General features: G+C 61.8%; 19 protein-coding genes. 8 read left to right on the top strand and 11 right to left on the bottom strand.

The window, feature by feature from the left end; genetic code table 11:
- Entirely contained in the window at positions 1 to 909 is a 909-nt protein-coding gene (gene map / locus AAFP32_RS07995) for a type I methionyl aminopeptidase (RefSeq protein ID WP_350271352.1), read from the bottom strand.
- 165 nt (positions 910 to 1,074) lie between these two features.
- Between map and AAFP32_RS08000 the strand changes: the two genes are divergently transcribed.
- Positions 1,075 to 1,800 carry a FadR/GntR family transcriptional regulator gene (locus AAFP32_RS08000; protein ID WP_350271353.1) on the top strand — a complete coding sequence of 242 codons (726 nt, stop codon included), beginning with the start codon at positions 1,075 to 1,077 and terminating at the stop codon, positions 1,798 to 1,800.
- Between the two features lie 157 nt (positions 1,801 to 1,957).
- On the opposite strand, the gene ald is transcribed toward AAFP32_RS08000, so the two are convergent.
- Positions 1,958 to 3,076 (bottom strand): alanine dehydrogenase, encoded by a 1,119-nt coding sequence (gene ald / locus AAFP32_RS08005; RefSeq protein WP_350271354.1) that lies wholly within the window; start codon positions 3,074 to 3,076, stop codon positions 1,958 to 1,960.
- Between the two features lie 327 nt (positions 3,077 to 3,403).
- Between ald and AAFP32_RS08010 the strand changes: the two genes are divergently transcribed.
- From AAFP32_RS08010 to AAFP32_RS08020, 3 genes are read left to right on the top strand one after another with little or no spacing between them, the layout of a single operon-like run.
- Positions 3,404 to 3,607, top strand: coding sequence for a hypothetical protein (locus AAFP32_RS08010; protein ID WP_235347023.1), 204 nt, complete (start codon positions 3,404 to 3,406; stop codon positions 3,605 to 3,607).
- A gap of 3 nt (positions 3,608 to 3,610) precedes the next feature.
- Positions 3,611 to 4,969, top strand: coding sequence for a type I glutamate--ammonia ligase (gene glnA, locus AAFP32_RS08015; RefSeq protein ID WP_350271355.1), 1,359 nt, complete (start codon positions 3,611 to 3,613; stop codon positions 4,967 to 4,969).
- 4 nt (positions 4,970 to 4,973) lie between these two features.
- Complete coding sequence (locus tag AAFP32_RS08020) at positions 4,974 to 8,015, top strand: bifunctional [glutamine synthetase] adenylyltransferase/[glutamine synthetase]-adenylyl-L-tyrosine phosphorylase (RefSeq protein WP_350271356.1); 3,042 nt, start codon at positions 4,974 to 4,976, stop codon at positions 8,013 to 8,015.
- A gap of 9 nt (positions 8,016 to 8,024) precedes the next feature.
- On the opposite strand, the gene AAFP32_RS08025 is transcribed toward AAFP32_RS08020, so the two are convergent.
- Both AAFP32_RS08025 and glnA (AAFP32_RS08030) read right to left on the bottom strand, forming a co-directional pair.
- A complete protein-coding gene (locus tag AAFP32_RS08025) occupies positions 8,025 to 9,494 on the bottom strand; it encodes a mycothione reductase (RefSeq protein ID WP_350271357.1) in 1,470 nt (489 codons plus the stop codon).
- 159 nt (positions 9,495 to 9,653) lie between these two features.
- Positions 9,654 to 11,078 carry a type I glutamate--ammonia ligase gene (gene glnA, locus AAFP32_RS08030; RefSeq protein ID WP_350271358.1) on the bottom strand — a complete coding sequence of 475 codons (1,425 nt, stop codon included), beginning with the start codon at positions 11,076 to 11,078 and terminating at the stop codon, positions 9,654 to 9,656.
- Between the two features lie 143 nt (positions 11,079 to 11,221).
- Between glnA (AAFP32_RS08030) and AAFP32_RS08035 the strand changes: the two genes are divergently transcribed.
- Positions 11,222 to 11,662, top strand: a complete 441-nt coding sequence (locus tag AAFP32_RS08035; protein ID WP_350271359.1) for an RDD family protein — start codon at positions 11,222 to 11,224, stop codon at positions 11,660 to 11,662.
- 178 nt (positions 11,663 to 11,840) lie between these two features.
- Here AAFP32_RS08035 and AAFP32_RS08040 read toward each other — a convergent pair whose 3' ends face one another.
- The 3 genes from AAFP32_RS08040 to lipB are packed head-to-tail and all read right to left on the bottom strand — an operon-like array spanning position 11,841 to position 14,332.
- Complete coding sequence (locus tag AAFP32_RS08040; RefSeq protein ID WP_350271360.1) at positions 11,841 to 12,575, bottom strand: DUF4191 domain-containing protein; 735 nt, start codon at positions 12,573 to 12,575, stop codon at positions 11,841 to 11,843.
- Positions 12,576 to 12,630: 55 nt separating this feature from the next.
- Positions 12,631 to 13,683, bottom strand: a complete 1,053-nt coding sequence (locus AAFP32_RS08045; RefSeq protein WP_350271361.1) for a lipoyl synthase — start codon at positions 13,681 to 13,683, stop codon at positions 12,631 to 12,633.
- Positions 13,684 to 13,693: 10 nt separating this feature from the next.
- Positions 13,694 to 14,332 (bottom strand): lipoyl(octanoyl) transferase LipB, encoded by a 639-nt coding sequence (lipB, locus tag AAFP32_RS08050; RefSeq protein WP_350271362.1) that lies wholly within the window; start codon positions 14,330 to 14,332, stop codon positions 13,694 to 13,696.
- A gap of 177 nt (positions 14,333 to 14,509) precedes the next feature.
- Here lipB and AAFP32_RS08055 point away from each other — a divergent pair, with 177 nt between their 5' ends.
- Positions 14,510 to 15,952 carry a hypothetical protein gene (locus AAFP32_RS08055; protein ID WP_350271363.1) on the top strand — a complete coding sequence of 481 codons (1,443 nt, stop codon included), beginning with the start codon at positions 14,510 to 14,512 and terminating at the stop codon, positions 15,950 to 15,952.
- A 132-nt stretch (positions 15,953 to 16,084) separates the two neighbouring features.
- Here AAFP32_RS08055 and sucB read toward each other — a convergent pair whose 3' ends face one another.
- The 3 genes from sucB to AAFP32_RS08070 all read right to left on the bottom strand — a co-directional run bounded on the left by sucB (position 16,085) and on the right by AAFP32_RS08070 (position 20,993).
- On the bottom strand, positions 16,085 to 17,941 hold the full coding sequence (sucB, locus tag AAFP32_RS08060) for a 2-oxoglutarate dehydrogenase, E2 component, dihydrolipoamide succinyltransferase (protein ID WP_350271364.1): 1,857 nt from the start codon (positions 17,939 to 17,941) through the stop codon (positions 16,085 to 16,087).
- 20 nt (positions 17,942 to 17,961) lie between these two features.
- On the bottom strand, positions 17,962 to 19,350 hold the full coding sequence (gene lpdA, locus AAFP32_RS08065; protein ID WP_350271365.1) for a dihydrolipoyl dehydrogenase: 1,389 nt from the start codon (positions 19,348 to 19,350) through the stop codon (positions 17,962 to 17,964).
- A gap of 152 nt (positions 19,351 to 19,502) precedes the next feature.
- Positions 19,503 to 20,993, bottom strand: a complete 1,491-nt coding sequence (locus AAFP32_RS08070; protein ID WP_350271366.1) for a leucyl aminopeptidase — start codon at positions 20,991 to 20,993, stop codon at positions 19,503 to 19,505.
- Positions 20,994 to 21,191: 198 nt separating this feature from the next.
- On the opposite strand from AAFP32_RS08070, the gene AAFP32_RS08075 reads away from it, so the two are divergent.
- Positions 21,192 to 22,262, top strand: coding sequence for a quinone-dependent dihydroorotate dehydrogenase (locus AAFP32_RS08075; RefSeq protein WP_350271367.1), 1,071 nt, complete (start codon positions 21,192 to 21,194; stop codon positions 22,260 to 22,262).
- Here AAFP32_RS08075 and AAFP32_RS08080 read toward each other — a convergent pair.
- Entirely contained in the window at positions 22,237 to 22,797 is a 561-nt protein-coding gene (locus AAFP32_RS08080; protein WP_233429220.1) for a DUF3043 domain-containing protein, read from the bottom strand. The two genes, AAFP32_RS08075 and AAFP32_RS08080, sit on opposite strands and share 26 nt — an antisense overlap.
- 77 nt (positions 22,798 to 22,874) lie before the next feature.
- On the opposite strand from AAFP32_RS08080, the gene AAFP32_RS08085 reads away from it, so the two are divergent.
- Positions 22,875 to 24,248: a dipeptidase gene (locus AAFP32_RS08085; RefSeq protein ID WP_350271368.1), complete on the top strand. Its 1,374-nt coding sequence runs from the start codon at positions 22,875 to 22,877 to the stop codon at positions 24,246 to 24,248.
- Positions 24,249 to 24,252: the final 4 nt, after the last annotated feature.

Here is a 24,252-nt window from a genome sequence, read left to right on the forward strand (position 1 = left end):
TCAGTCCTGTTGAGTTCTCGGTCCCCCAACGATCGCTGTGTGCGCATCGGGAAGGGTGAGGATGTCGGCACCGGTCTCGGTGACGACGAGGGTGTGTTCGAACTGGGCGGAGCGCTTCCGGTCCTTGGTGACCACGGTCCAGGCGTCGTCCCAGACATCCCAGTCGACGGTTCCGAGGTTGAGCATCGGTTCGATGGTGAAGATCATTCCCGGTTCCATCACCTCGGCGTGGGCAGGTGCGGCATCGTAGTGGGGGACGATGAGTCCGGAATGGAACTCACGGCCGACCCCGTGTCCGCTGTAGTCGCGGACGACACCGTAGTCGAAGCGCTTCGCGTACTTCTCGATGACTCGTCCGATGACGTTGATCTCACGTCCCGGCTTGACGGCTTTGATCGCGCGCATCGTGGCTTCCCACGTCCGTTCCACGAGCAGACGAGACTCGTCATCGACGTCGCCGGCATAGAAGGTGTAGTTCGTGTCTCCGTGCATGCCGTCGAGGTAGGCGGTGATGTCGACGTTGACGATGTCTCCGTCGGCGATGACTGTCGAGTCGGGGATGCCGTGACAGATCACCTCATTGAGTGAGGTGCACACGGACTTCGGGAAGCCGCGATAGCCCAGTGTCGAAGGGTAGGCGCCGTGGTCGCACATGTATTCGTGGGCGACACGGTCGATCGCATCGGTGGTCACCCCGGGTTCGATCATGTCGCCGACAGCGGCCAGAGCATTGGCCGCGATACGGCCCGCTGCGCGGACCTTCTCTATCTCCTCGGCGGAATAGAAGTTGTTGCCCCGACCCTCGTCGGCATCTGCGCGGCCGACATATTCGGGTCTGGTGATGTTCTGGGGGACTCCCAATTCAGGCGAGATGGTTCCGGGCGCGAGCAGGCGAGGCAAATCAGTCATGGTGCCTTCGAGTCTAGAGCCGTTGAGGTCAGATATTCCACAATTGGGCTGCCTGTCGGTGCAAGCGGGCTGTGGCAGCGGACGTTAGAGTGAAGACAGCGACTGTCGCCTGCGCGTGCGACGGCCAGGAACCTCGAAGGACGAGATGAAACGGACGGAGGAGCGATGAACGAGCAGATTGCCGCGGCAGGTCCTGAGTTCTCTGGTCTCAGCGATGTGGTGAGTCTCACTAGCGCGCCGCAGCAGATCGCTGACCACATCCTCTCCGGCATCGCTGTAGGTGCACTGCCCGAAGGCACGTTGCTGCCCGGTGAGCGAGCCCTTGCCGCCGACCTTCAGGTCTCACGCTCGAGTGTGCGCGCGGCCCTGTTGCGACTGGAGCGTCTCGGTGTCGTCGAACGGCGGCGTGGGCGCGGCGGTGGAACATTCGTGTCCAACGCGGAACCGACGACTCTGGCCCCGATGGCCGATCGCATCGGTGAGTTCTATGCCGAACGCATAAATCTCCTCGATGCCCGTGCGATCTTCCAGAACAGTCTCGCCGCGACTGCTGCTCTGCGGCGAACCGACGAGGAGCTCACGGGGCTCCGGGAGCTGGCACAGAGATATTCTGAACGTGCCGAGGCTGGCGTGGCCAGAACAGCTGACGCACAGTTCCACTTCGCCATCGCTCGGGCCGGGCATAATCCTGAGCTCGTGCGCATGGCAATCGACATCGACACCCGGATCAACGCGGGCTTCCGCCACGACCCTTTCTCTCACAAACTCTTCGACCATGCGGTGGCCGATCACTCGGCCATCGTCGAAGCTATCGCCGCCCAAGACGCGCATGCCGCTGGCAGCCTGTGCGAGGAGCACTTCCGATCGACGACGATGCCGCCGCAGAGCTGAGCCGCTCCCGCTCCTGGGGCCGGCTGACGCATCAGCTTCCGGGCACGCACTTAGGCATCCGGGCATGGCCGACACATCGCAGAAGGCCGACATCATCGCAATGATGTCGGCCTTCTTTGCACTCAAATCAGTGCGGGGTGTGCGCCTGGCTCAGATGTCAGTTCGCCAGGGCATGTTCAACGGAGACGGCCTCGAGTCCGAAGGCCTCGGCGACGTTGTCGTTGGTGACATGCCCATTGTGGATATTGAGTCCACGAGCCAGTGCCGAATCCTTCAGCAGGGCTGCGTGCCATCCCTGGTTGGCGATCTTGACTGCGAACGGCAGAGTCGCGTTCGTCAGTGCGGCCGTGGCTGTGTTGGGCACCGCGCCGGGCATGTTCGCCACACAGTAATAGATCGAGTTGTGCACCTCGAACGTAGGATCATCGTGGGTCGTGGGACGCGAGTTCTCGAAGCAGCCGCCCTGGTCGATGGCGATGTCGACGAGGACCGAACCCGGCTTCATTCCCGCAACCATCTCGTCGGTGACGAGCTTCGGTGCCTTCTTGCCGGGAATGAGCACCGAGCCGATGACCAGGTCGGCAGAGGCGAGGGACTTCGTGATCTCGTACTTGTTCGAGACCTTCGTGGCGATCGCACCGGCGAAGGTTTCGTCGATCTGACGCAGGCGGGGAATGTTGATGTCGATGACTTCGACGTTGGCACCCAGACCCAGCGCCATACGGGCGGCATTGGTGCCGGCGACACCTGCGCCGATGACGACGACGTTGGCGCGTTCGACACCGGGGACTCCGGAGAGCAGTATGCCGCGTCCGCCCGAGGCCTTGAGCAGACTGTGGGCGCCGACCTGCGTTGACAGTCGACCGGCGATCTCGCTCATCGGCGCCAACAGCGGAAGGCCTCCGCCGTCGGGCTGAACCGTCTCGTAGGCGATCGCTGTGGTGCCTGCGCTCATCAGCGCCTGGGTCAGCGCCTCATCTGCGGCCAGGTGCAGGTAGGTGAAGAGGATCAGATCCTTGCGCAGGAACCCGTATTCTTCGGCGATGGGTTCTTTGACCTTGAGGACCAGGTCTCCTGCGGTCCAGGTGGATTCCGCGTCTTCGGCGATGGTGGCACCGGCTTCGGTGTATTCATCGTCTGTGATGAATGACCCGACTCCGGCGCCGGCCTGAACGGTGACTTCATGTCCGTGTGCAACGAGCTCGTGGACACCGGCGGCGGTGATGGCGACGCGGAACTCGTTGTTCTTGACCTCTGTGGGCACTGAAATGCGCATAGTCTTCCTTCTCTCATGTTGCCCCATGGGCAGTTTCAGCCAGAGCGAGCTGTGGCCGAGGATACATCTCACTGTATTCCGTTGAAGGTCTGGAGGGCAAACCTTTATCGCCAGGATTCGTGTAACAGTTTGCGGATTCGGTGGAATAATCTTCCTAAAGATACGAATCAACCGTATTTTGTCGTCCGCAGACACAGAACCGGGTCATTTTCTGGAATCTCCTGGCCAGTCGTGACGAAGTCGCGTGGCGAGGTCCTGGCGACACCTGGCAGAACCGGTAAGCTGAAATCTGTCAGGATTCACCACATCCACGTTGGAGGGCTCGACATGGGACTGTTCAAAGATATCGACGATGCCGATTCGAAGTACTACTTCAATCTGAAGACCAACTCGGTTGAGCGTGGGCTCGTCAGCGATGCGGACCATCGCATGGGTCCCTATGAGACAGAGGAAGTGGCTCGAGCCGCCCTTGAGCGGGCCAAGGCCCGCAATGAGGAGTGGGAAGAGGACGATAAGAAGTGGAACGGCTGAGGAATGTCGCGTCAAGAGGAATTCGTTCTTCGCACCGTTGAAGATCGTGAAGTCCGCTTCATCCGTCTGTGGTTCACGGACGTCCTCGGCGGGCTGAAATCGGTCGCAGTGGTTCCGGCAGAGCTCGAAGGGGCCTTCTCCGAAGGGATTGGGTTCGACGGTTCCGCCGTCGAAGGTCTCTCACGAGTCTATGAAGCCGATATGGTGCTCAAGCCCGATCCATCAACCTTCTCGCTGCTGCCGTGGCGGGGTGAGAAGGAACCCACAGGGAGGATGTTCTGCGACATCCACGTGCCCGGGGGAGAGCCTGCACAGGCTGATCCGCGCAACGTTCTCAAACGGACGTTGGCGAAGGCCGCGGAGAAGGGGTTCTCTTTTTATGTTCACCCGGAGATCGAGTTCTATCTGTTCAAGACGGACAATCTCGATCCCGGTACCGGCATCCTCGAGGGGACCAGACCCATCCCCGTTGACACCGCCGGCTACTTCGACCATGTCAACGGCGGTACCGCCAACGACTTCCGCCGCTCCGCTGTCACCATGCTTGAAGCCATGGGACTGTCCGTCGAGTTCTCTCACCATGAAGCTGGCCCCGGTCAGAACGAGATCGACCTGCGCTATGCTGATGCGCTGACCATGGCCGACAACATCATGACCTTCAGGTCGGTGATCAAGGAAGTCGCGATCTCTCAGGGTGTGTACGCATCCTTCATGCCCAAGCCGCTCAATGATCATCCGGGCAACGGAATGCATACTCATGTCTCACTCTTCGAGGGAGAGAGCAATGCCTTCTTCGAACCCGGAGCCATGTATCAGCTGTCGAAGACCGGCAAGCAGTTCATCGCCGGCCTCCTCACCCATGCCGCAGAGATCACAGCGGTGACGAACCAGCATGTGAACTCGTATAAGCGCCTGTGGACCGGCCACGAAGCTCCGTCATACATCTCCTGGGGACACCGGAATCGTTCGGCTCTGATCCGCGTGCCGCAATACAACTCCGGAAAGTCCTCGTCGGCTCGCATCGAATACCGGGCCCTTGATTCCTCTGCCAACCCGTACCTGTCCTATGCCCTCATGCTCGCGGCCGGGCTGAAAGGCATCGAGGAAGACTACGAGCTGCCTGAGGAGGCCGAGGACAACGTGTGGCAGCTCTCGGACACCGAGCGCCGTGCGATGGGAATCCAAGCACTGCCGACGAGTCTGTCCCACGCGCTCGAGATCATGGAGCACTCCGAACTGGTCGCAGAGACGCTGGGCGAAGAGGTATTCGACTTCTTCCTGCGCAACAAGCGCCGGGAATGGAATGACTATCGCGCTCAGGTCACCCCGTACGAGCTCAGCAAACACTTCAGCTCGATGTAGTCTCATGGCCCGGATCACTTCGCGCACCTCGATCGTCTCCGAGTCAGCTGCCCGCTTCCTCGACGAGATCAATGAACTCCTCGGCCACCCATTGGCCACCGACTCGCGTTTCATCGAACTCCTGGAAGCGACTCCGGATCCGCATGCGGCTGCGCTGGGTCTGCTCCGGGTCCTGGAAGCTGCCGGAGAGTCCGCACCACAGTTCCTCGACGCCATCCGTTCGGGGACTGGGGGTGATCTTGCCGAGGACGAACTCGACCGAGCGCTGCTGCGACGTGTGCTCGCAGTCATGGGCACATCCGAGGCGATGGTCGACCACCTGGTGCGGCATCCGGAGTCTCTGCCGCAGCTGGTGGAGAAGTCACCGTTCCTCATGGTCTCCACACCGGCAGCCTCGGCGGTATCGTTGCGCAACGATCTGCTGGCCAGCGTTGGAGCCGATCCCGATGATCCGGCACCCACCGCGGACCACCTCGGCGAAGAAGCGATCAGAAACCTTCGCCGCACCTATCGCGATGCACAGCTGCGGCTGGTCGCCGATGATCTCGTCGCCGAGGCGCCCGAGGAGATCGTCGATCATGTGATGGCTGTGCTCTCGGACCTGGCCGCCGCTGCTATGGACGCTGCCCTGGCCATTGCCAGAGCAGAGCTCGATCCTCAGCGCACGGTTCGTATTTCTGTGATCGCCCTGGGCAAGACCGGGGCTCGTGAGCTCAACTACGTCTCCGACGTCGATGTGGTTTTCGTGCTCGGTTCGTCGACGAGCGATGAACAGCGCGATCTGGCCACGGAAATTGCCCAACGGATGCGCGGCATCCTCTCCGATGCCGGTGCGGAGCCTGCCCTGTGGGAGGTCGACACAGCGCTGCGTCCTGAGGGCAAGGCCGGGGCGCTGGTGCGGACCATGTCAGAGTTCACCCGTTACTACGCGGACATCGCGAAGAACTGGGAGTTCCAGGCCCTCCTCAAGGCACGGCCGGTGGCCGGTGACGTCGGGGTGGGCGAGGAGTTCGTGGAGGCACTCCTGCCTCTCGTGTGGGAGGCCGCCAGTCGGCAGGGGTTCATCGACGGTATCCGCTCGATGCGCCGTCGCGTCGTGGACCTCATTCCTGCCGCCGAGGCGCCGCGACAGATCAAACTGGGACGTGGGGGGCTGCGCGATGTGGAGTTCTCCGCACAGCTGCTCCAGCTCGTCCACGGTCGCACGGATGAGGAGATCCGCACCCCGAACACGCTTGTCGCCTTGGAAGAGCTGAGTGACCACGGGTATATCGGAAAAGAGGATGCCTTCGTCTTCTCCGCCGCTTACCGCTTCATGCGCGTGGTCGAACACCGGGTCCAGATTCCGCGGATGCTGCGCAACGCGCTCATTCCCGACGACGATGAGAAGCTGCGCATCCTGGCCCGATCGGTCTTCACCTCGGGCTCACGGACCGGGGCCCGGCTGGAGGACACCCGCAAGGACTACGCGAGGCAGGTCACTCGCCTGCACGATCAGATCTTCTACCGGCCCATCCTCGACGCAGCAGTCGGTGTGCACGGTGCCGTCGTTGACGCCCACAACCGCGGCAGCAGCATGCAGGCTGCCGCCGACCGGCTCCGAGCTTTCGGCTACCGCGATCCACAGGGCGCCTTGGCCCACATCAAGGCGCTGACCTCGGGCATGTCACGCACGGCACTCGTCATCAAACAGGTTCTTCCGGCGCTGCTGGACTGGTTCTCGGACGGAGTCAGCCCCGACGTCGCTCTGCTGGCGTTTCGTCGGCTTACGGACTCGCTGTCGTCGTCGGGCTGGTTCCTCAAAATGCTCCGCGATTCCGGTCTGGCCGCGAAATCGGTGGCAGAGGTCCTCTCACTGTCCGGCTATGCCAGTGAACTTCTGCTGCGCCAGCCCGCTGCTGTGGCCTGGTTGGACAACTTCGACAACCTCACATCTCGTGATCCGAAATCCCTCGAGGCCGAAGTCGCAGGCCTCCTCAAACGACACGCAGCATCTGCGATCACACCGCTGCGCGAGACCTACAGCCGTGAGCTTCTGCGCATCGCTTTGCGTGATGTCCTCGATGTCGGGGTTCGGGCAACGATCCCCGGTGACCTCTCCGCCCTGATGGATCTGACTGTCAGCGGCGCATTGCAGGCCGTGCGCATGGACCTCGACCAGCCGGAGACCCCTCCTTACGAGTTCGCGATCATCGCGATGGGCCGGTGGGGCGGAAACGAGATCGGCTACTTCTCCGATGCCGACGTGACTTTCGTCTATCGCTCGGTCGGTGAGGAACTGGGAGCCGAGGACAAGTCGAAGCTGAGCAAGCATGTCAACAAGCTCGCGCTCGGCCTCGGCAGCCGGCTGAAGGCCAGCGATGCGGCCCAGGGCGTCGATCTCGACGCGGATCTGCGGCCGGAGGGTAAGAACGGGCCCCTGGTCCGAGCCCTGTCCTCCTACCGGGCCTACTACGCGAAGTGGTCTCAGCCCTGGGAGGCGCAGGCACTGTTGAGAGCACGTCCGGTCGCCGGTGATTCCGGCCTCATCGAGGACTTCACCGAACTCATTGATCCGCTGCGGTATCCGGCGGAGATGCCGACGAAATCGCTGACCCAGGTCCGTACGCTCAAGGCGCGGATGGAAGATGAGCGCCTGCCCCGCAATGCGGACAAACGGCGACACCTCAAGCTGGGCCGAGGAAGTCTCTCCGACGTCGAGTGGACCGTTCAGCTCCTGCAGCTGCGACACGCTCACAAGATTCCGGGTCTGCGGACTACCTCGACATTGTCAGCTCTCAGTGTCGCAGCCGAGGAGGGGCTCATCCCAACAGAGGACGCCGAGGAACTCGCGGCTGCGTGGCAGCTGGCAACCGATGTCCGATCAGCCGTCATGCTGTACCGGGGGCGCGCAGCTCAATCGCTGCCGGAGGAGCACCTCGAGCTTGAGGCCACGGCCCGACTGCTCGGATATCCGGCGGGAGGCGGCCACGACCTCGAAGATGACTACCTGCGCACCACCCGCCATGCCAGGAACATCATGGAAAAGCACTTCTACGGGTTCTGAGAGCTGTCCTCAGGTCTCTTCGAATTCGAGGCCCAGGAGTGCGTTCTCAACCACCTCAGGCAGTGCGGGATGGATCCAGTACTGTCGTGTGGCCATCTCGTCTGCAGGCTGTCCGAACGCCATCGCCTGGATCAGGGGCTGGACTATCATCGAGGCTTCATGACCGACGATGTGCGCGCCCAGGATCTTTCGCGTCGCCTTGTCCGCGATGAGCTTCACGATCCCCGGGTCATCGGCCATCGCCCAGCCGTACGCCACGTCGGAGTACTTCTGCACCTTCACACTCACGTCGTGACCGGCGCGCCGAGCCTCAGCTTCGGTGATGCCGACGTAGGCGACCTGGGGTGAGGTGAACACAGCACCGGGAACGCCATGATGATCGACCTCTCGCAGATCCGCCTCGGCGGCGCTTCCCGGCTCACCGGTCGCCACGTCGATGGCGAGATTGTCGCCGACGACATCGGCCTCGTGATTGGCGACATGTTTGAGCTGGTGCGGGGAGCTGATGTCGCCGAGTGCGAACACGCCGGGGACCGGTTGGCCGTGGGCAAGCACGCGCTGCCGTGAATCGACGCTGAGACGAGCGTCGTCGAGAACGTCGAAGCCGGCCTCGATGACGTTCAGGCCCGTGGTGTTCGGTGTCCGTCCGGTGGCGATGAGGACCGCGTCCGTGTCTATCTGTGAGGGAAGATCGACATCGCCGAGGCGACCGCCTGGTGTCAGCGTCACCGTCACCTGGTTGTCGTCGAAAGAGTATGAGGACACTTCGGCGCCGCGGTGGACCGTATGGGTGCGTTCGAAGAGTTCGGTGAACTCCTCCGATACCTCCTCGTCGATGTTGCCGAGCAGGCGAGGACCACGTGCGATCACCGTCACCTCGGTGCCGAGCCCGGCGAAGACGTGGGCGAACTCCATCGCGATGATGCCGGACCCGATGATGACCAGCCGTTCGGGTTGCTGGGAAACACGCATGATCGAGTTCGACGTGAACACTGGATAGCCGTCGGTGTCCACCAGTTGCGGATCGAGTCCCTCGGCCTCGGGGATGAAGGGAGAGGCCCCGGCTGCGATGACGATGCGATCGGCGGTGATCTTCTCACCCGAGGCGGTTCGCACCGTCTTCGCTCCCGTGAAGTGAACGTGTTCGGCTACGACCGTCACATTGGGTTGGCGGTCCCCGCTGCGGTAGTCCCGGCCCCCGGCTTCAATGGCGTCGACACGGTCGAAGATGCGCTTCTGCAGCGCTGGCCAATCGACGCCGTGGAAGTCGGTCGAGAGGTTGTAGTGCTTCGCGTGGGCCGCCTGTTCGGCGATCGTGGCGGGATAGACGAACATCTTCGTCGGAATGCACCCCACGTTGAGGCAGGTGCCGCCGAAATGCCATTCCTCAGCAATTGCAACGTTGAGGCCGGAGAACCGGTCGTCGAGGAACATGTTCCCCGAGCCTGTGCCGATCAGTAGGAGATCGAAATGCGTCATTGTCCATCCCTGTTTGAGTTGTGGTCACAATCTGAGGCGGCCCTGGTCAGATGCCCTCGGGGGCGCCACGGGTAACAACCCGTGGCGCCCCCACTGTATTCCCTGCAGCTGAGGTCTGCGTACTCTGCATCAGCAGTCCGCGAACCTCAGGGTTGTGGCTCAGAGTGCGTAGTAGAGCTCGAACTCTGTCGGCGTCGGACGCAGGCGAGCAACCTCGATCTCGTTCTCACGTTTGATCCGAATCCACGTCTCGATCAGGTCGGAGGTGAAGACGTCACCTGCTGTGAGGAAGTCATGGTCCTTCTCGAGTTCCATGAGTGCCTCGTCGAGGGAGCCTGGAACCAGTTTGATGTCCTTGGCTTCCTCTGGCGGCAGCTCGTAGAGGTCCTTGTCGATGGGCTCCGGAGGCTCGATCCGGTTGCGGATTCCGTCGAGGCCGGCCATCAGCTGGGCTGAGAAGGCCAAGTAGGGGTTGGTCGACGGGTCCGGCACGCGGAATTCGAGACGCTTGGCCTTGGGTGAGCTGCCGGTGACCGGGATGCGGATTGCTGCGGAGCGGTTGCGGGCCGAGTAGACAAGGTTGACGGGAGCTTCGTATCCGGGCACGAGGCGACGGTAGGAGTTGATCGTCGGGTTGGTGAAGGCCAACACGGCACCTGCGTGCTCGATGAGACCGCCGATGTACCAGCGAGCCAGATCGGAGAGTCCTCCATATCCGTTCTCGTCGTAGAACAGCGGTTCGCCGTTCTTCCACAGGGACTGATGGCAGTGCATGCCCGAACCGTTGTCATCGAAGAGTGGCTTGGGCATGAAGGTGGCCGACTTGCCGAGCTCGTACGCCGTGTTCTTGATCACGTATTTGAAGTCGAGAAGCTGATCGCCTGCGTGCTGGAGCGTTTTGAACTTGTAGTTGATCTCCTGCTGGCCTGCAGTCCCGACCTCGTGGTGGGCGCGCTCCATCTCGAACCCGATCTGTTCCAGGGTCAGGGACATATGATCGCGGATGTCGGCGAACTTGTCCTGTGGTGAGACAGGGAAGTACCCGCCCTTGACCGGGGTCTTGTAGCCGAGGTTGCCGCCGGGCTCGTCTTCGCCCGTGTTCCAGGCGGCTTCTTCGGAGTCGATCTTGTAGAAACTGCTGCCCGGAGTGTTCTCGTAGCGGATCGAGTCGAAGAGGTAGAATTCCGCCTCCGCACCGAAGAATACGGTGTCGGCGATTCCGGTGCTTTCGAGGTAGGCCTCGGCCTTGGCTGCAACCTGGCGGGGATCTCGAGAGTAGGGCTCATCGGTGAATGGGTCGACGATCGAGTGGGTGATGACCAAGGTCTTGGCCTCACGGAAGGGGTCGATGTAGGCCGACGAGACATCGGCAAGCAGCTTCATGTCCGATTCATGGATGCCCTGGAAGCCCGTGATTGAGGAACCGTCGAAGAGCAGACCTTCGGTGATCTCTTCCGTGCCGTACGAGGCCGCAGGGAGGTTGAAATGCTGGACGACACCGGGGAGGTCGCAGAAACGAACATCGACGAATTTGACGTCGTTCTCCGAGATGTAGTTGACGAGTTCTTCAGCAGACGAGAACACTTAGTCTCCTAGTTAGTTTACGGTGGTCGTTGGTTTGGACCATTCCCAATCTTAGTTGCAAGCAGGTGAAGTGGTGATGACGTCCATGTTTCGGGCATGTTTCCTGAGGATTCGTCCAGGTTCGACTTGGGTAAGCTGGATCCGTGATTGATCGTGATGACCTCGGTTCCTGGCTTGAGGGCCCCAAAATTGAGCGAGAAGACGGCGATTGGCCGGGCAGGCGATTGGGATTGCCGGAGACCGGCTCGCACTCGCTGGCACCCGCATGGCGCAGGTTGCTGGGACTGATGGTCGACTGGTTCATGTGCTTGGCCATCGCGAACCTGATCGGTTCGTCCAATCCGTTCCTGGCTCCGGGACTCTTCGCATTGGAGCATTTCCTGCTCGTGTCGACTCTTGGCTACACGGTGGGTCACAGGATCTTCGGCATCGAGGTCCGTCGACTGGATGGCCACGTGCCGGGGCTGGTCAAGGCGCTGATCCGCACTGCCCTGATCGTCCTCGTCATTCCCGCACTGATCTTCAATCGCGACAATCGCGGTCTCCATGATCTGGCTGCCGGCACTCTCATCCTCAAACGCTGAGGCACCCCCTGGTTGAGAACGGTTCCCCCAGAATCGATAGCACAGCAGATAGCACAGCAGTGGGCCCCGACTCAAACGAGTCGGGGCCCACTGCTGTATGCCTATGAACTCCTGAACCGATGTCGTCCAGTTCCGGTTGCCTTGCGGTTGTCGGCAGGCTCCGGTGGATCCGCCTAGCTCAGCGTCCGCGCATCGCCTTATGGTTCGGGCGAGCCTTATTCGGATCGATGCCCTTCGGGATCGGGGGACGGGTACCCTGGGTGCCGAGAGCGGCGAGGCGATTGCGCACGGCCAGCACCTCGTTCTTATTGAGCTTGCGCGGAAGTTTCTGCACGGCCGGGACGACCTGCTTCATCTTCAGCTGGCCATCCTCATTGCCGCCCTGGAACGTGTGAACCGGGACAGTGGGCAGAATGCGCTCGTGGCGCTTCTTCTCCTTGGCCAGCAGTTTCGCGCTGCGCCCCTTCGGTCCTTCACTCAGGAGAACGACTCCCGCTCGACCGGTCGAGCGGAACACAAGGTCGCGGCTCTTCGGGTCGATGGCGATGGGCTTCTCGTCCATCAGGTATCCGCGACGGGCGGTGTTGAGGACGGCACCGAAGGCTCCGGGCTGTCCGTCCATCTGTGCAAAGGCAGCAGTCTCGGCAAACCGGCCGAGCATGAACATGCCGAGCAGCAGACCCACCATGAAGCCGAGGATCGTAGTGAAGACTGCTCCGCCGAACAGAAGTCCGGCCAGCAGGCCGAGGAGTGTACAGCCGAGAATCGCTGCTGCCAGCAGCCACGGGGTGGCCTTATTGTGTTTGGCCGACAGTTCGTAGACCTGACGCATCTGCGCCAGACGTCCTGGCTTCTTGTTCGGGTCCTTGGGCTTCCGGCGGAAAAGTCCCTTGCGGCGCGGTTCTTCGCTCATGCTCTCACTTGCTCTTGAATGGCGTTTCGGCGTCGAGGCCGAGCCCCGAGCGCTCTCATTGCTCAGCAGTCAAGTCTACCTCTTCACCCGGGCCGAATGTATCCACAACGGCCTGAGCCTCTTGTTTGGCGGGAGTGTGCCTGTCAAGGTGGGAGAGATGGGCGGGGATCTGCTCTCCACGGTGGCGCATAGCCGTCGCCCACAGGCGGCCGGCACGGTACGAGGAACGCACCAGCGGACCGGACATGACGCCTGAGAACCCAATGTCCTCCGCGGCATCGCGGAGCATCACGAAGTCGGCTGGCCTGACCCACCGAGTGACGGGATGGTGGCGAGGCGAGGGCCTCAGGTACTGGTTGATAGTGATGAGATCACACCCGGCTTCGTGAAGGTCGCGCAGGGTCGCGATGACCTCGTCGTTGGTCTCACCCATGCCCAGCATCAGGTTCGACTTCGTGATGAGGCCGGCGTCGCGCGCCTGGGTGATCACGGACAGCGAACGCTCGTAGCGGAAGGCCGGACGGATGCGTTTGAAGATGCGGGGGACCGTCTCGACATTGTGGGCCAACACCTCCGGGCGCGAGGAAAAGACTTCAGCCAGCTGATCGGGCTCAGCATTGAAATCGGGGATGAGGAGCTCGACGCCGGTGCCGCTCCCATCGGAGCTGTCGAGGCTGTGGATCTGACGCACGGTCTCTGCATACAGCCACGCACCGCCATCGTCGAGGTCATCGCGGGCCACTCCGGTGATCGTCGAGTAGCGCAGACCCATCTCGCCGACCGAGGCAGCCACGCGGCGAGGTTCATCGGAGTCGAAGTCAGCGGGCTTTCCCGTGTCGATCTGGCAGAAGTCACAGCGCCTCGTGCACTGTTCGCCCCCGATGAGGAACGTCGCCTCGCGGTCTTCCCAGCATTCGAAGATATTGGGACAGCCTGCTTCCTCGCAGACCGTGTGCAGCTCCTGCTTGCGAACCAGTGACTTCAGAGAAGTGTATTCAGGACCGATGTGGGCCTTTGCCTTGATCCAGGCAGGCTTGTCTTCGATCGGCGTCTCTGAGTTCCGTGCTTCGACACGGAGCATGCGGCGGCCCTCTGGCGCTATTGTCACGTCTGTTCTCCTAGGCTGAAATGTGGTTGTGCAGGATCTGGTCAAGGTGATGGGCGACATCCTCAGGTGTCACGCTTCGACCGAGTTCCGCGCTTATAGTCGTGGTGTCGGCGTCCGCGATCCCGCAGGCGATGATCGATTCGTATGCGCCGAGGTCGTTGCTGCAGTTCAGTGCCAGACCGTGCATGGTCACGCCCTCGTGGATGCGGATGCCGATCGCGCCGATCTTCCGGTCCCGCCGGGTTCCGTCGCCGAGGATCCAGACCCCCGCACGCCCCTCGACGGTGGTGGCTTCGATGTCGTACTCAGCGAGGAGTTCGATCATCGCATCCTCGAGCTGGGAGACGAACAGTCTGACCTCTTTAGGGTCATTGAGTCTGTACACGAGGTAGGCCACGAGCTGCCCAGGGCCATGCCAGGTGATCTTCCCACCACGGTCGACATCGACGACTTCGGTGCCGTCGGTAGGCCGCTCATGATCTTCCGTGCGTTTTCCGGCAGTGTAGACGGGCGGGTGTTCGAGCAGGAGAATCGTTGATTCGCGATCCCCAGCGAGCACTTCTTCGTGATACTTCTTCTGCAAGTTCCAGGTTCGCAGATAGTCCGAGTAGACGGGCGCGAAACCCAGCGTTTCTGTGACCAGAGGCATGTCTCTAGACTATGTCCCTTGTTGCGGGGGTTCAATTTCATCGACGATGAGCCTCGACACCTTTGAGTCTCGCAGCGCTATTGACATATCATTCGACATCAAACAGTATTAAACACACGCAAATACGCTCTAAAATACTTCTGATTCTGTGGAATCCATCAACGGAGATGACGAACAATGACGTGGGAACTCCAAGGACCAGTCTCTGATGACATTCACCGACTCGTGAACGGTCAGGGCCAGACGCTCTGGGGAGTTGTCCATCGTGGCTTCGACGCAGATCACCCGGAAGCTCTCGGCGTTGCCGACGTCGATCTGCCGACCGGACCCGCCTCCCTGCTCCTCGTCAGGCCGCTCGCGGGCGGCCTCGTCCTTGACGCTGTCCGTTCCTACCAGGGACTGGTGGAAGGCGAGTTGAGCACACTCTTCCTCGGCATCGTCGACGAGCTTCGGGGCAGCAGCGATCCACAAACGCGGCTGTGCCTCGAGAGCATCGGCCTTGATGCCGATGGCCGTCCGCGGATCATTCCCGGAATCAGCCGAACCTCGCCATCCTCGACGCGGTTCGCGATCGGAGAGATGATCTACCATGCGGCCCACGGTCGCCCGTGGGAGCAAAGTCCCCTACCCGTGTCCATCGCACTGCCCGACTGTTCCCAGACACTGCAGACACTGGTCGCACAGCTGTTGGATGCGTCAAGCACCGATTCCGGCCTCCATGACACCCTCGACGAGGTGAGCGCGGCACTGCGTCGAACCGGGACTCCGAGCGCCCTCCCGCTGCTGCCTGCCGAACGCGACCTTGACCCCGGGCAGGCCCTGACAGCACGATTGCGAGCAGCCAAGGCACCTGCTGTTGCTGGCCCTGACACCACCGCGGTGACTGCGCGGTCCCCTGAGACCAGGGGCGCTGCAGGTCGGCTGCGGGCCGCCAGCCGCGAAGGCGTCAGAGGCCAAGGACTTCGCCGAAACCGAGGAAGTGCCTCCCTGCTGTCTGGCATGTGGTCATTGTTGGCGACTGGTGGTCGTAGCCTGTTGGAGCGCCTGCCGATCGCTGACCGGCGACCACGGAATTTGGTGAGTGGACCACGAACCTGGGTTCTCCTCGCTGTGCTCATGACGATCCTCGGAGGTGCGGTCATGATCCGGTCGTGGGGTTCGGAGGGAACCGCGGCCTCGGTGAGTTCGCCAGAGCATGTGAGTCCGACGTCGGTGGAGAGTCCTGCCCAGAGGACGAGCGCGGCCAACGGCGATGCCGGGGAGATGTCAGACAGCCAGATTCTCGCACTGCTGGATGACCTCTGCCAAAAGCGTTCAGATGCGTTGAGTACCGGTGACGACCAAGCCTTAGCGGCGCTGACAGTTCCTGATTCAGCGGCTGCCGCCGCCGATGAGCTGATCGACCTCAACGTCTTTATCGGCAATGACTACACGATCGACTTGGACGATACTGTCATCAGAGAGTCGACTGACCACCACATCCTCATCGACGCCCGAATGTCGACGAGCGTCACGGCCGAAGGGGAGGAGTCAGGTTTCGCACCCACGCACGTCGAGTTCGAATTGGTGCCCCATGAGAATGCCTGGAAGGTCCTCGCAGTCACGGAGATCGACCGCTGAGTGGGGGAGGAGCCCGAGCGCGGGTTTGAAGCCCGAGCGTGTGAGAAGGGCCGGCCACATCAGAGTGACCGGCCCTTCTCATGCCCCTGGAGAGTCTGGTGACTCACCCAAGCGGACTGCTCATGAAACGAATCAGAGCTCGAGGTCCGCCTCGAAGTTTCCTTCTTCCAGACGAGCCTTGATCGTCTGCAGGAATCGTCCTGCATCCGCGCCGTCAACCAACTGGTGGTTGTAGGTCAACGGCAGGTAGACCATGTCGCGGATGGCGATCGACTCCTCGCCGTCCTCAGTCTTGACAACGATCGGGCGTCGCACGATCGTACCGGTGCCCAGAATGCCCATCTGCGGCTGGTTGATGATCGGAGTGTCGAACAGAGCGCCCACCGAACCGATGTTGGTGATGGTGAACGTTCCACCCGACAGCTCATCAGGCATGATCTTGTTGTTCCGTGTCCGGTCCGCGACATCGTCGATGGATTTCGACATCCCGGCGATGCTCAGATCGCCGGCGTCCTTGATCACGGGCACGAGGAGCCCACGGGGGGTGTCCACAGCGATCGCGAGGTGCTCGTGATCGAAGTACGTGATCTGCTGGGATTCGAGATCGTACTGCGCATTGACCTTCGGGTGCTGCTTGAGCGCCTCGACGACGGCCTTGCCGAAGAACGGCAGGTAGGTCAGCTTCGAGCCGTGCTTGGACTGGAAGGCTTCCTTGTTGGCCTTGCGCAGTTTCACGACGCGAGTCATATCGACCTCGACCACCTGGGTCAGCTGAGCCGATACGTCGAGGGACTCGCTCATCCGCTTGGCAATCGTCTGCCGAATGCGTGAAGCCTTCTCCGTGGTGCCGCGAAGCTTTGCTGCCTCTTCGGAAATCTCGAGCTTGAACGGTGCCTTCGCACCGCCCGCTGCCGGAGCAGCAGATCCCGATGTTGCCGAACCACGGTTGGCGGCTGCATCCACGACATCCTGCTTGCGGATGCGTCCACCCACACCGGTGCCGGTGACCGAGTTCAGATCGACGCCCTCGTCGCGTGCCAGACGGCGCACGAGAGGAGTCACGTATGCGGCATTCTCACCGACGGTGTCAGCAGCGGCGGGAGCTGATGCTGCGCCCTCGGACTTCGCCGCGGCAGGCTTCGAAGCGGCCGGGGCAGGGGTCTCCTGCTTCGGTGCCTCTTCTTCGGCGGGCGCAGACTTCTCGTTCTCAGCGGACGCCTCTTCTTCCGCAGGCGATTCAGCTGGGGCTTCCTCAGGCTCCTCAGCCGGGGCTTCCTCTGAATCGTCGGAAGACTCCGCCTCAGCCGATCCGGAATCGGTCGATCCCGAGTCGGAAGGCGCAGGGGCACCGGATCCGACGCGAGCCAATGGCGCGCCGACTTCGACGGTCTCGTCCTCTTCGGCCAGGTGCGCCTGCACGGTGCCTGCCACGGGGGAGGGCACCTCGGTGTCGACCTTGTCTGTGGAAACCTCGAGGAGGGGTTCGTCGACCTCGACCTCTTCACCGACTTCCTTGAGCCACCGGGTGACGGTGCCTTCGGTCACGGACTCACCAAGCGCAGGCATTGTGATCTCTGTGCCTTCGCCCTCGGAGCCGGACGAAGCCGGTGCTTCAGCCGCTGATTCGTCTGCGGAATCCGATGAGGACTCCTCAGCTTCCTCTGCTGCGGGCTCGGCTTCCTCGGCTGCTTCAGATGAGTCCTCGTCGGAAGAGTCCTCTGCGTCCGCCGACTCCGCGGAATCGGATCCGCTGCCGTCACCGATGTAGGCAAGATCGCCACCGACTTCGACGACATCGTCTTCGTCGGCCAAGATCTTTTCCAGAACACCTGCATACGGGCTGGGGATCTCCGTGTCGACCTTGTCGGTCGACACCTCGAGCAAGGGCTCGTCTACTTCGATTTCTTCGCCGACGGACTTCAGCCAGCGGGTGACTGTTCCTTCGGTCACCGACTCACCGAGAGCCGGCATCTGCACGGAATTCGACATGTCTTTCGTCTCCTCGGATCTTAAGAGTGGAAGTGCAGGGGTTTGCCGGCAAGGGCCAAGTGGGCCTCGCCGAGTGCTTCATTCTGCGTCGGGTGAGCGTGAATGAGTTGCGCAACTTCCTCTGGGAATGCCTCCCAGTTGACGATCAGTTGGGCTTCGCCGGCCTGTTCGCTCAGTCGAGCGCCAATGCCGTGAACGCCGACAACGGGCCCATCCTTCTCGCGGATGACCTTGATCAGACCAGCGGTGTTCAGGATCACGGACTTACCATTTCCGCCCAGGTTGTATTCGATGGATTCGACGCTGTCGGCTCCATACTGCTCTTCGGCCTGCTTGGACGAGAGTCCGACCGAGAAGATCTCAGGTTCGCAGTAGGTCACGCGGGGGATGCCGGATTCCAGGACGGGAACCGGTTTGAGCCCAGCGATCTCCTCGGCGATGAAGATTCCCTGACCGAAGGCACGGTGAGCCAGCTGCAGTCCGGGAACGATGTCTCCGCAGGCGTAGATGTTGCCGACGCCGGTATGGAGGCGCTCGTTGGCCAAGACGAATCCACGGTCCATGGGGATGCCCTGTTCTTCGAAGCCGAACCCTTCAGTGACCGGGCCACGGCCGACAGCAACGAGAAGGTACTCGGCTTCGAGGACCGAACCGTCTTCGAGAGTCACCTTGACTCCGTCAGCGGTCTCTTCGACGCCCTTGAACATGGTGCCGAGTTTGAAGTCGATCTTGCGCTTCTTGAAGGCACGTTCGAGGTTCTTCGAGATCGTCTCGTCCTCGTTGGCCACGAGGTGCTTGAGTCCTTCGACGATGGTGACCTTGGCACCGAACGAGGACCACACACTGGCGAACTCGACGCCGATCACGCCGCCGCCGAGGACGATCGCCGAACCCGGGACCTTATCGAGCTGAAGAGCCTCGGTGCTGGTCAGGACCCGGTCGGTGATGTCGAGGCCGATGGTCTTCGACGTCGAACCGGTCGACAGGAGCACGTTGGTGCCGGTGACGGTGTGCTTGCCGTCTTCACCGTCAACCTCGACCGTATCCTTGCCGACGAGCTTGCCGGTGCCGAAGTACGTGTCGATTCCACGTGCCTTGACCAGCCCCTGCAGGCCCTTGTAGTTGCGGGAAATGACGTTGTCCTTGTAGTCAAGAACCTTCTCGATGTCGATGCCCTTGAATTCGACGTCAATGCCGAAGTTCGACGATTCCTTCGCCGTGTCGGCAACTTCTGCAGCATGCAGAAGCGCCTTCGTCGGAACACAACCGCGGTGCAAGCATGTGCCGCCAACCTTGTCGCGTTCGATCAAAGCAACCTTCATGTCGAGCTCTGCAGCGCGCAGTGCGGCAGCATAGCCGCCGGTCCCGCCGCCCAGAACGACAAGGTCGTAGGTCAATGAGTCACTCACGGATTACTCCTCGTAGCTGTGAATAAGCCTGCAGTACGCAGCTTTTCTTCTATCTTTCCACTTTTCTCGCCAAGGGCGAAAGCACACACTGTCTGTTTGGACACAGGTGTGGATGATCACGTCCACATCGACAGCGTGTAGAAAGTCGTTTGTCAGTTCACCTGCTTCGCTGCCTGGACGAGGGTCCGAACTGCCGCGCCGGTGGCGGCGATCGGCGTGTAACCGAATGCCGAACCGGTGTTGAAGCTCGGTCCGGCGATGTCGATGTGGGCCCAGTTTGCGTCCTCGCTGACGAATTCCTGGAGGAAGGCGCCGGCTGCTAGCATACCGCCGGCGCGGGGGCCGGAGTTCTTCAGGTCCGCGGCGTTGGAGTCGAAACCGGAGAGCATCTCCTCGGGGATGGGCATGGCCCACATCTCCTCGCCGGCGTCCGTCGCCGAGGCGGTGATGAGATTGCGTGCCATCTCAGCGCCCATGACTCCGGACGTCCGATTGCCCAAGGCGACGACCTGCGCACCCGTCAGAGTGGCCACGTCTATGAGCAGGTCAGGATTCTCCGCATCAGCGTCAGCCAGTGCGTCGGCGAGGACCAATCGGCCTTCGGCATCGGTATTGGTGACTTCGACGGTCTTGCCGCTGCGCATGTGCAGCACATCGCTGGGGCGCTGGGCCGATGATCCCGGCATGTTCTCGGCCAAGGGCAGCCAGGCAGTCGCACGGACGGGCAGTTTGAGGTCTGCGATAGCGAACAGGGCCTGGACCACGGCTGCCGCACCGGCCATATCGGACTTCATATCCTCCATGCTCGCTGCGGGCTTGAGGGAGATGCCGCCGGAGTCGAAGGTGATGCCCTTGCCCACGAAGCTCACGTGGCGTTCGGCGCCTTTGGGGGAGTATTCGACCTTGACCAGGCGCGGTCCGCGGGTCGAACCCTGACCGACGCCCACGAGTCCACCGTATCCACCAGCCTGAAGCTCTTTTTCCCCGAGCACGCTGACCTTGAGTTTACGCTCCTTGCCCTGATCCTTGACGCGTTGGGCGAAGGACTCCGGGTAGAGGTCGAGCGGAGGAGTGTTGACGAGGTCGCGGGCTCGGTTCGTCGCTGCGGCGATGATCGCGCCGCTGGAGTGTGCGGCTGCGTGCTCTTTGCTCTTGGGTCCGAGGACGGTGACTGCACCGGGCACCTTGTCTGCGTCCTGGCTCCGGTATTCGATGAACCGGTAGGCGCCGAGTCCTGCACCGATGGTGACGGCTTCGACATCCCCGGAGGTAACGGCCGGCAGGCCCACAGCAATCGAGTCCACACCGTCGAGGGCACGCAGAGCGTTGCCTGCGGCGCGGCGGAGAACCTCGTGCGACTTCGCTGCGGCGTCAGTGCCGCGTGCTGCGGAGTCGAAGGCGCCGAGTCCGACCAGGAGGATGCTCGAGGCGGAGAACCCCTTCGGCGCGGCAACACGTGCCGTGGATCCGGCCTTGCCGGTGAATTCGATGGCGCGGACCACACCCTCCACAGCGGTGCGAGCGTATTTCGCAGTGTCGAGGCCGAGGACCTTGTCGTCAGCGACTCCCAGCACCAGAACGGAAGCGGTGGCTTTCACGAGTGCGGTCGAAGAGTAGCTGGTGGGTGTGGATGCACTGGGCATAGATTCCCTTTCATCGTCTTTGAACGTTGAATCGATCCTAATGCCATTTCACGAGGGATGGATAAACGGTGACCATTCTGAGCAGGGATCTGAATGAATTCCTGATGTCAGAGAACCGCGCCGTTCTTCGGCCAGTCTGTCTCCTGACATATTCTGGAGGGTGTGTACTCACTTATCTTTAAACTCTGCTTCGCCCCCATGGACGCCGAACGAGCACATCATGTGTCGTTCACCGCTCTGAGAATCCTCGATGCCATCCCAGGTCTAAGCCGTCTGCTCCGTCTGGTCTTGGCCCACGGCACCCGCAATGAGGTGGATGTGCTGGGCCTGCGGTTCCCCAACCGGCTCGGGCTCGCGGCCGGCTTCGATAAGAATGGGGAGGGGATTCGCGCTCTCTCGACGATGGGCTTCGGCCACATCGAGGTCGGCACGATCACCGCTCATGCTCAGCCCGGCAACGACAAGCCGCGACTGTTTCGCCTCCGCGACAATCTTGCGCTGCTCAATCGGATGGGCTTCAACAACCAGGGTGCCCGGCAGGCTGCTTTCAACATCGGCAGGCAGCGGAAATCCATTTCCTCTCTGCCCTCCGCGCAGCGACCGATCATCGGGATCAACATCGGCAAGACCAAGGTCGTCGACGCTGCCGATGCAGTCGAGGACTACGCGAGTTCAGCTCGGTTCTGTGCGCCTCTGGCTGACTACCTCGTCATCAATGTCAGCTCACCGAACACTCCGGGTCTGCGTGACCTGCAGTCCGTGTCGAGCCTCGAACCCATTATCGACGCAGTTCGTTCTGCCGCCGCCGAGGTGGTTGCGGCTCCTCGTTCCACGCTCGGCCATGTGCCGCTGCTGGTCAAGATCGCACCCGACCTCAATGACGAGGATGTCGTTGAGATCTGTGAACTCGCCGTGCGTTCGGGTGTTGATGGCCTCATCACCACCAACACCACGATCGATCGAACAGTGCTGAGTGGTCGTGAGGCTGACTTCGCTGGCGGGCAGGCCGGAGGCATCTCGGGCCGACCTTTGGCACATCGGTCGCTGGAAGTGCTGCGGCTGGTCAAGGCCACCGTCGGCGAGAACCTGAGCATCATCTCTGTCGGCGGAATCTCGGACGCCAATGACATCAGCGCCCGACTTGCGGCGGGCGCTGACCTGGTTCAGTCCTATTCGGAGATGATCTACTCCGGACCGTTCTGGCCCGGACGAATCCTTCGTGCACGGCGTGCGCGGACTCTGCTCACTCGGGGTACTGGCGGCGCTTGACCTGAGGTTTCGGCATGCGCAGCGGACGAATCTGGACGCTGCGCATGATCGCGTAGAGCGCCAGGCCTCGTTCGACGGTACCGAACTTGGCTTTCAACCGTCCCTTGAGGATGTAGTTGACGATGACGCCGTCGAGGATGACCAGGGCCAGCAGACCCCAGACTGCGTAGGTGAAGTACTGCTGAATGGCGACCGGCTGCGTGAATGCCACAACCAGGATCAGAATCGCAGCGGGGATGAACAGCTCTCCGATAGAGAAGCGGGCATCGATATAGTCACGAACGTAGCGGCGCTGTGGGCCTTTGTCGCGGCGCGTGAGGTACTGCTCTTCGCCATTCATCATGCCCATCCGGGCACGATCGCGGTCCTTGCGCGTCTGTTCCTTGGCACGCTGGTTCGCCACCTTGCGATCCTTCGAAACCAGCGGCTGCTTGCGCACCGATTCCTGCTGACTGCGTTTGGGCGTCGGCCGTCCTTTCTTCTGTTCAGCCTCACGCTGCGAGACAGCGTCGGGGCGTGAACCGTCATCGTTCACCGGTCGATTGTCGGAGGATTGCGCATCCTCATGAGATTTTTTGCTTCCGAACACCTAATGAATACTACCTTTGGAGAATGAGCGAATCGACTTCTGCACTTGACAGTGCACAATTGCATGCTGAACTCGACACTATTTTCGACGAGGTCATCGACCAGCTGACCGATCTCGTAGCGATCCCCTCGGTCGCCTGGCCGAGCTTCGATCCCGCGAACGTTCGGTCCAGCGCCGAAGCCGTCGCGGACCTCGCCCGCGGCCTGGGACTCGATGCCGACATCCTGACCGCAGCCCAGGAGGACGGAACCGAAGGCTACCCGGCCGTCGTCGCCTCGGTGCCAGCTCCCGCAGGGGCTGGCACCGTGCTGCTCTACGCACACCACGACGTTCAGCCCCCGGGCAAGCCTGAAGCCTGGAACACCGACCCCTTCGTTGCGACCCGAACCGGGGACCGTCTCTACGGTCGTGGGGCCGCCGACGACAAAGCCGGCATCATGGTCCACCTCACCGCGCTGCGCCTCCTGGCAGACCGCCTCGGCGTGGGGGTGACTCTCTTCATCGAAGGGGAGGAAGAGGCCGGCAGCCCAAGCTTCCGCAACTTCCTCGAGACTTACCAGGACAAGCTTGCAGCCGACGTCATCGTCGTCGCCGATTCCGGCAACTGGGCTGCCGGCACACCAGCTCTGACCACGAGCCTGCGCGGCATGTGCGCCATCGAATTCGACATCTCCACGCTTGGTCACGCGGTGCATTCGGGAATGTACGGCGGGGTCGTCCCCGACGCGATGCTGGCGATGACACGGGTGCTGGGCAGCCTCCACGATGAGAACGGCTCCGTTGCCGTCCGTGGTCTCAAGTCGCAGACTGAGAGCACTATCGACTACGAAGAGTCGACAATTCGCGCCGACTCCGGAATTCTTGACTCGAGTTCACTTATCGGCTCAGGGTCCCTGGCTTCACGCCTGTGGACCCAGCCGTCAATCACGGTCATCGGACTCGACATCCCCGATGTCGACGTCTCTTCGAACACACTCCAGTCGAATCTGCGAGCAAAACTGTCGATCCGCTTGGCACCCGGAGACACGCCCGACAACGCCGTCAAGGCCGTCGAAGATCATCTGCGCGACAATCTTCCCTTCGGCGCCACCCTGACGATGGGGGACACGGAAGGCGGCAGCCCGTGGCAGGCCGATATGAACGACCCTGTAGTGCAGATCGCGCAACGTGCCCTCACCGAAGCATGGGGGCAGGAGTCCGTGACCATGGGCATCGGCGGCTCGATCCCGTTCATCGCCGATCTCCTCGAAGCGTTCCCTCAGGCATCGATTCTGGTTACCGGAGTCGAAGACCCGGATGCCAGGGCACACAGCGCAAACGAATCGTTGTATCTGCCCGATTTCAAGGCGGCTATCGTCGCTGAGGCGCTCCTTCTGCAGAAACTGGCACTCAACTGAGAAC

Origin of the sequence: Brevibacterium sp. CBA3109, from assembly GCF_040256645.1 — a bacterium.
GTDB lineage: Bacteria > Actinomycetota > Actinomycetes > Actinomycetales > Brevibacteriaceae > Brevibacterium > Brevibacterium koreense.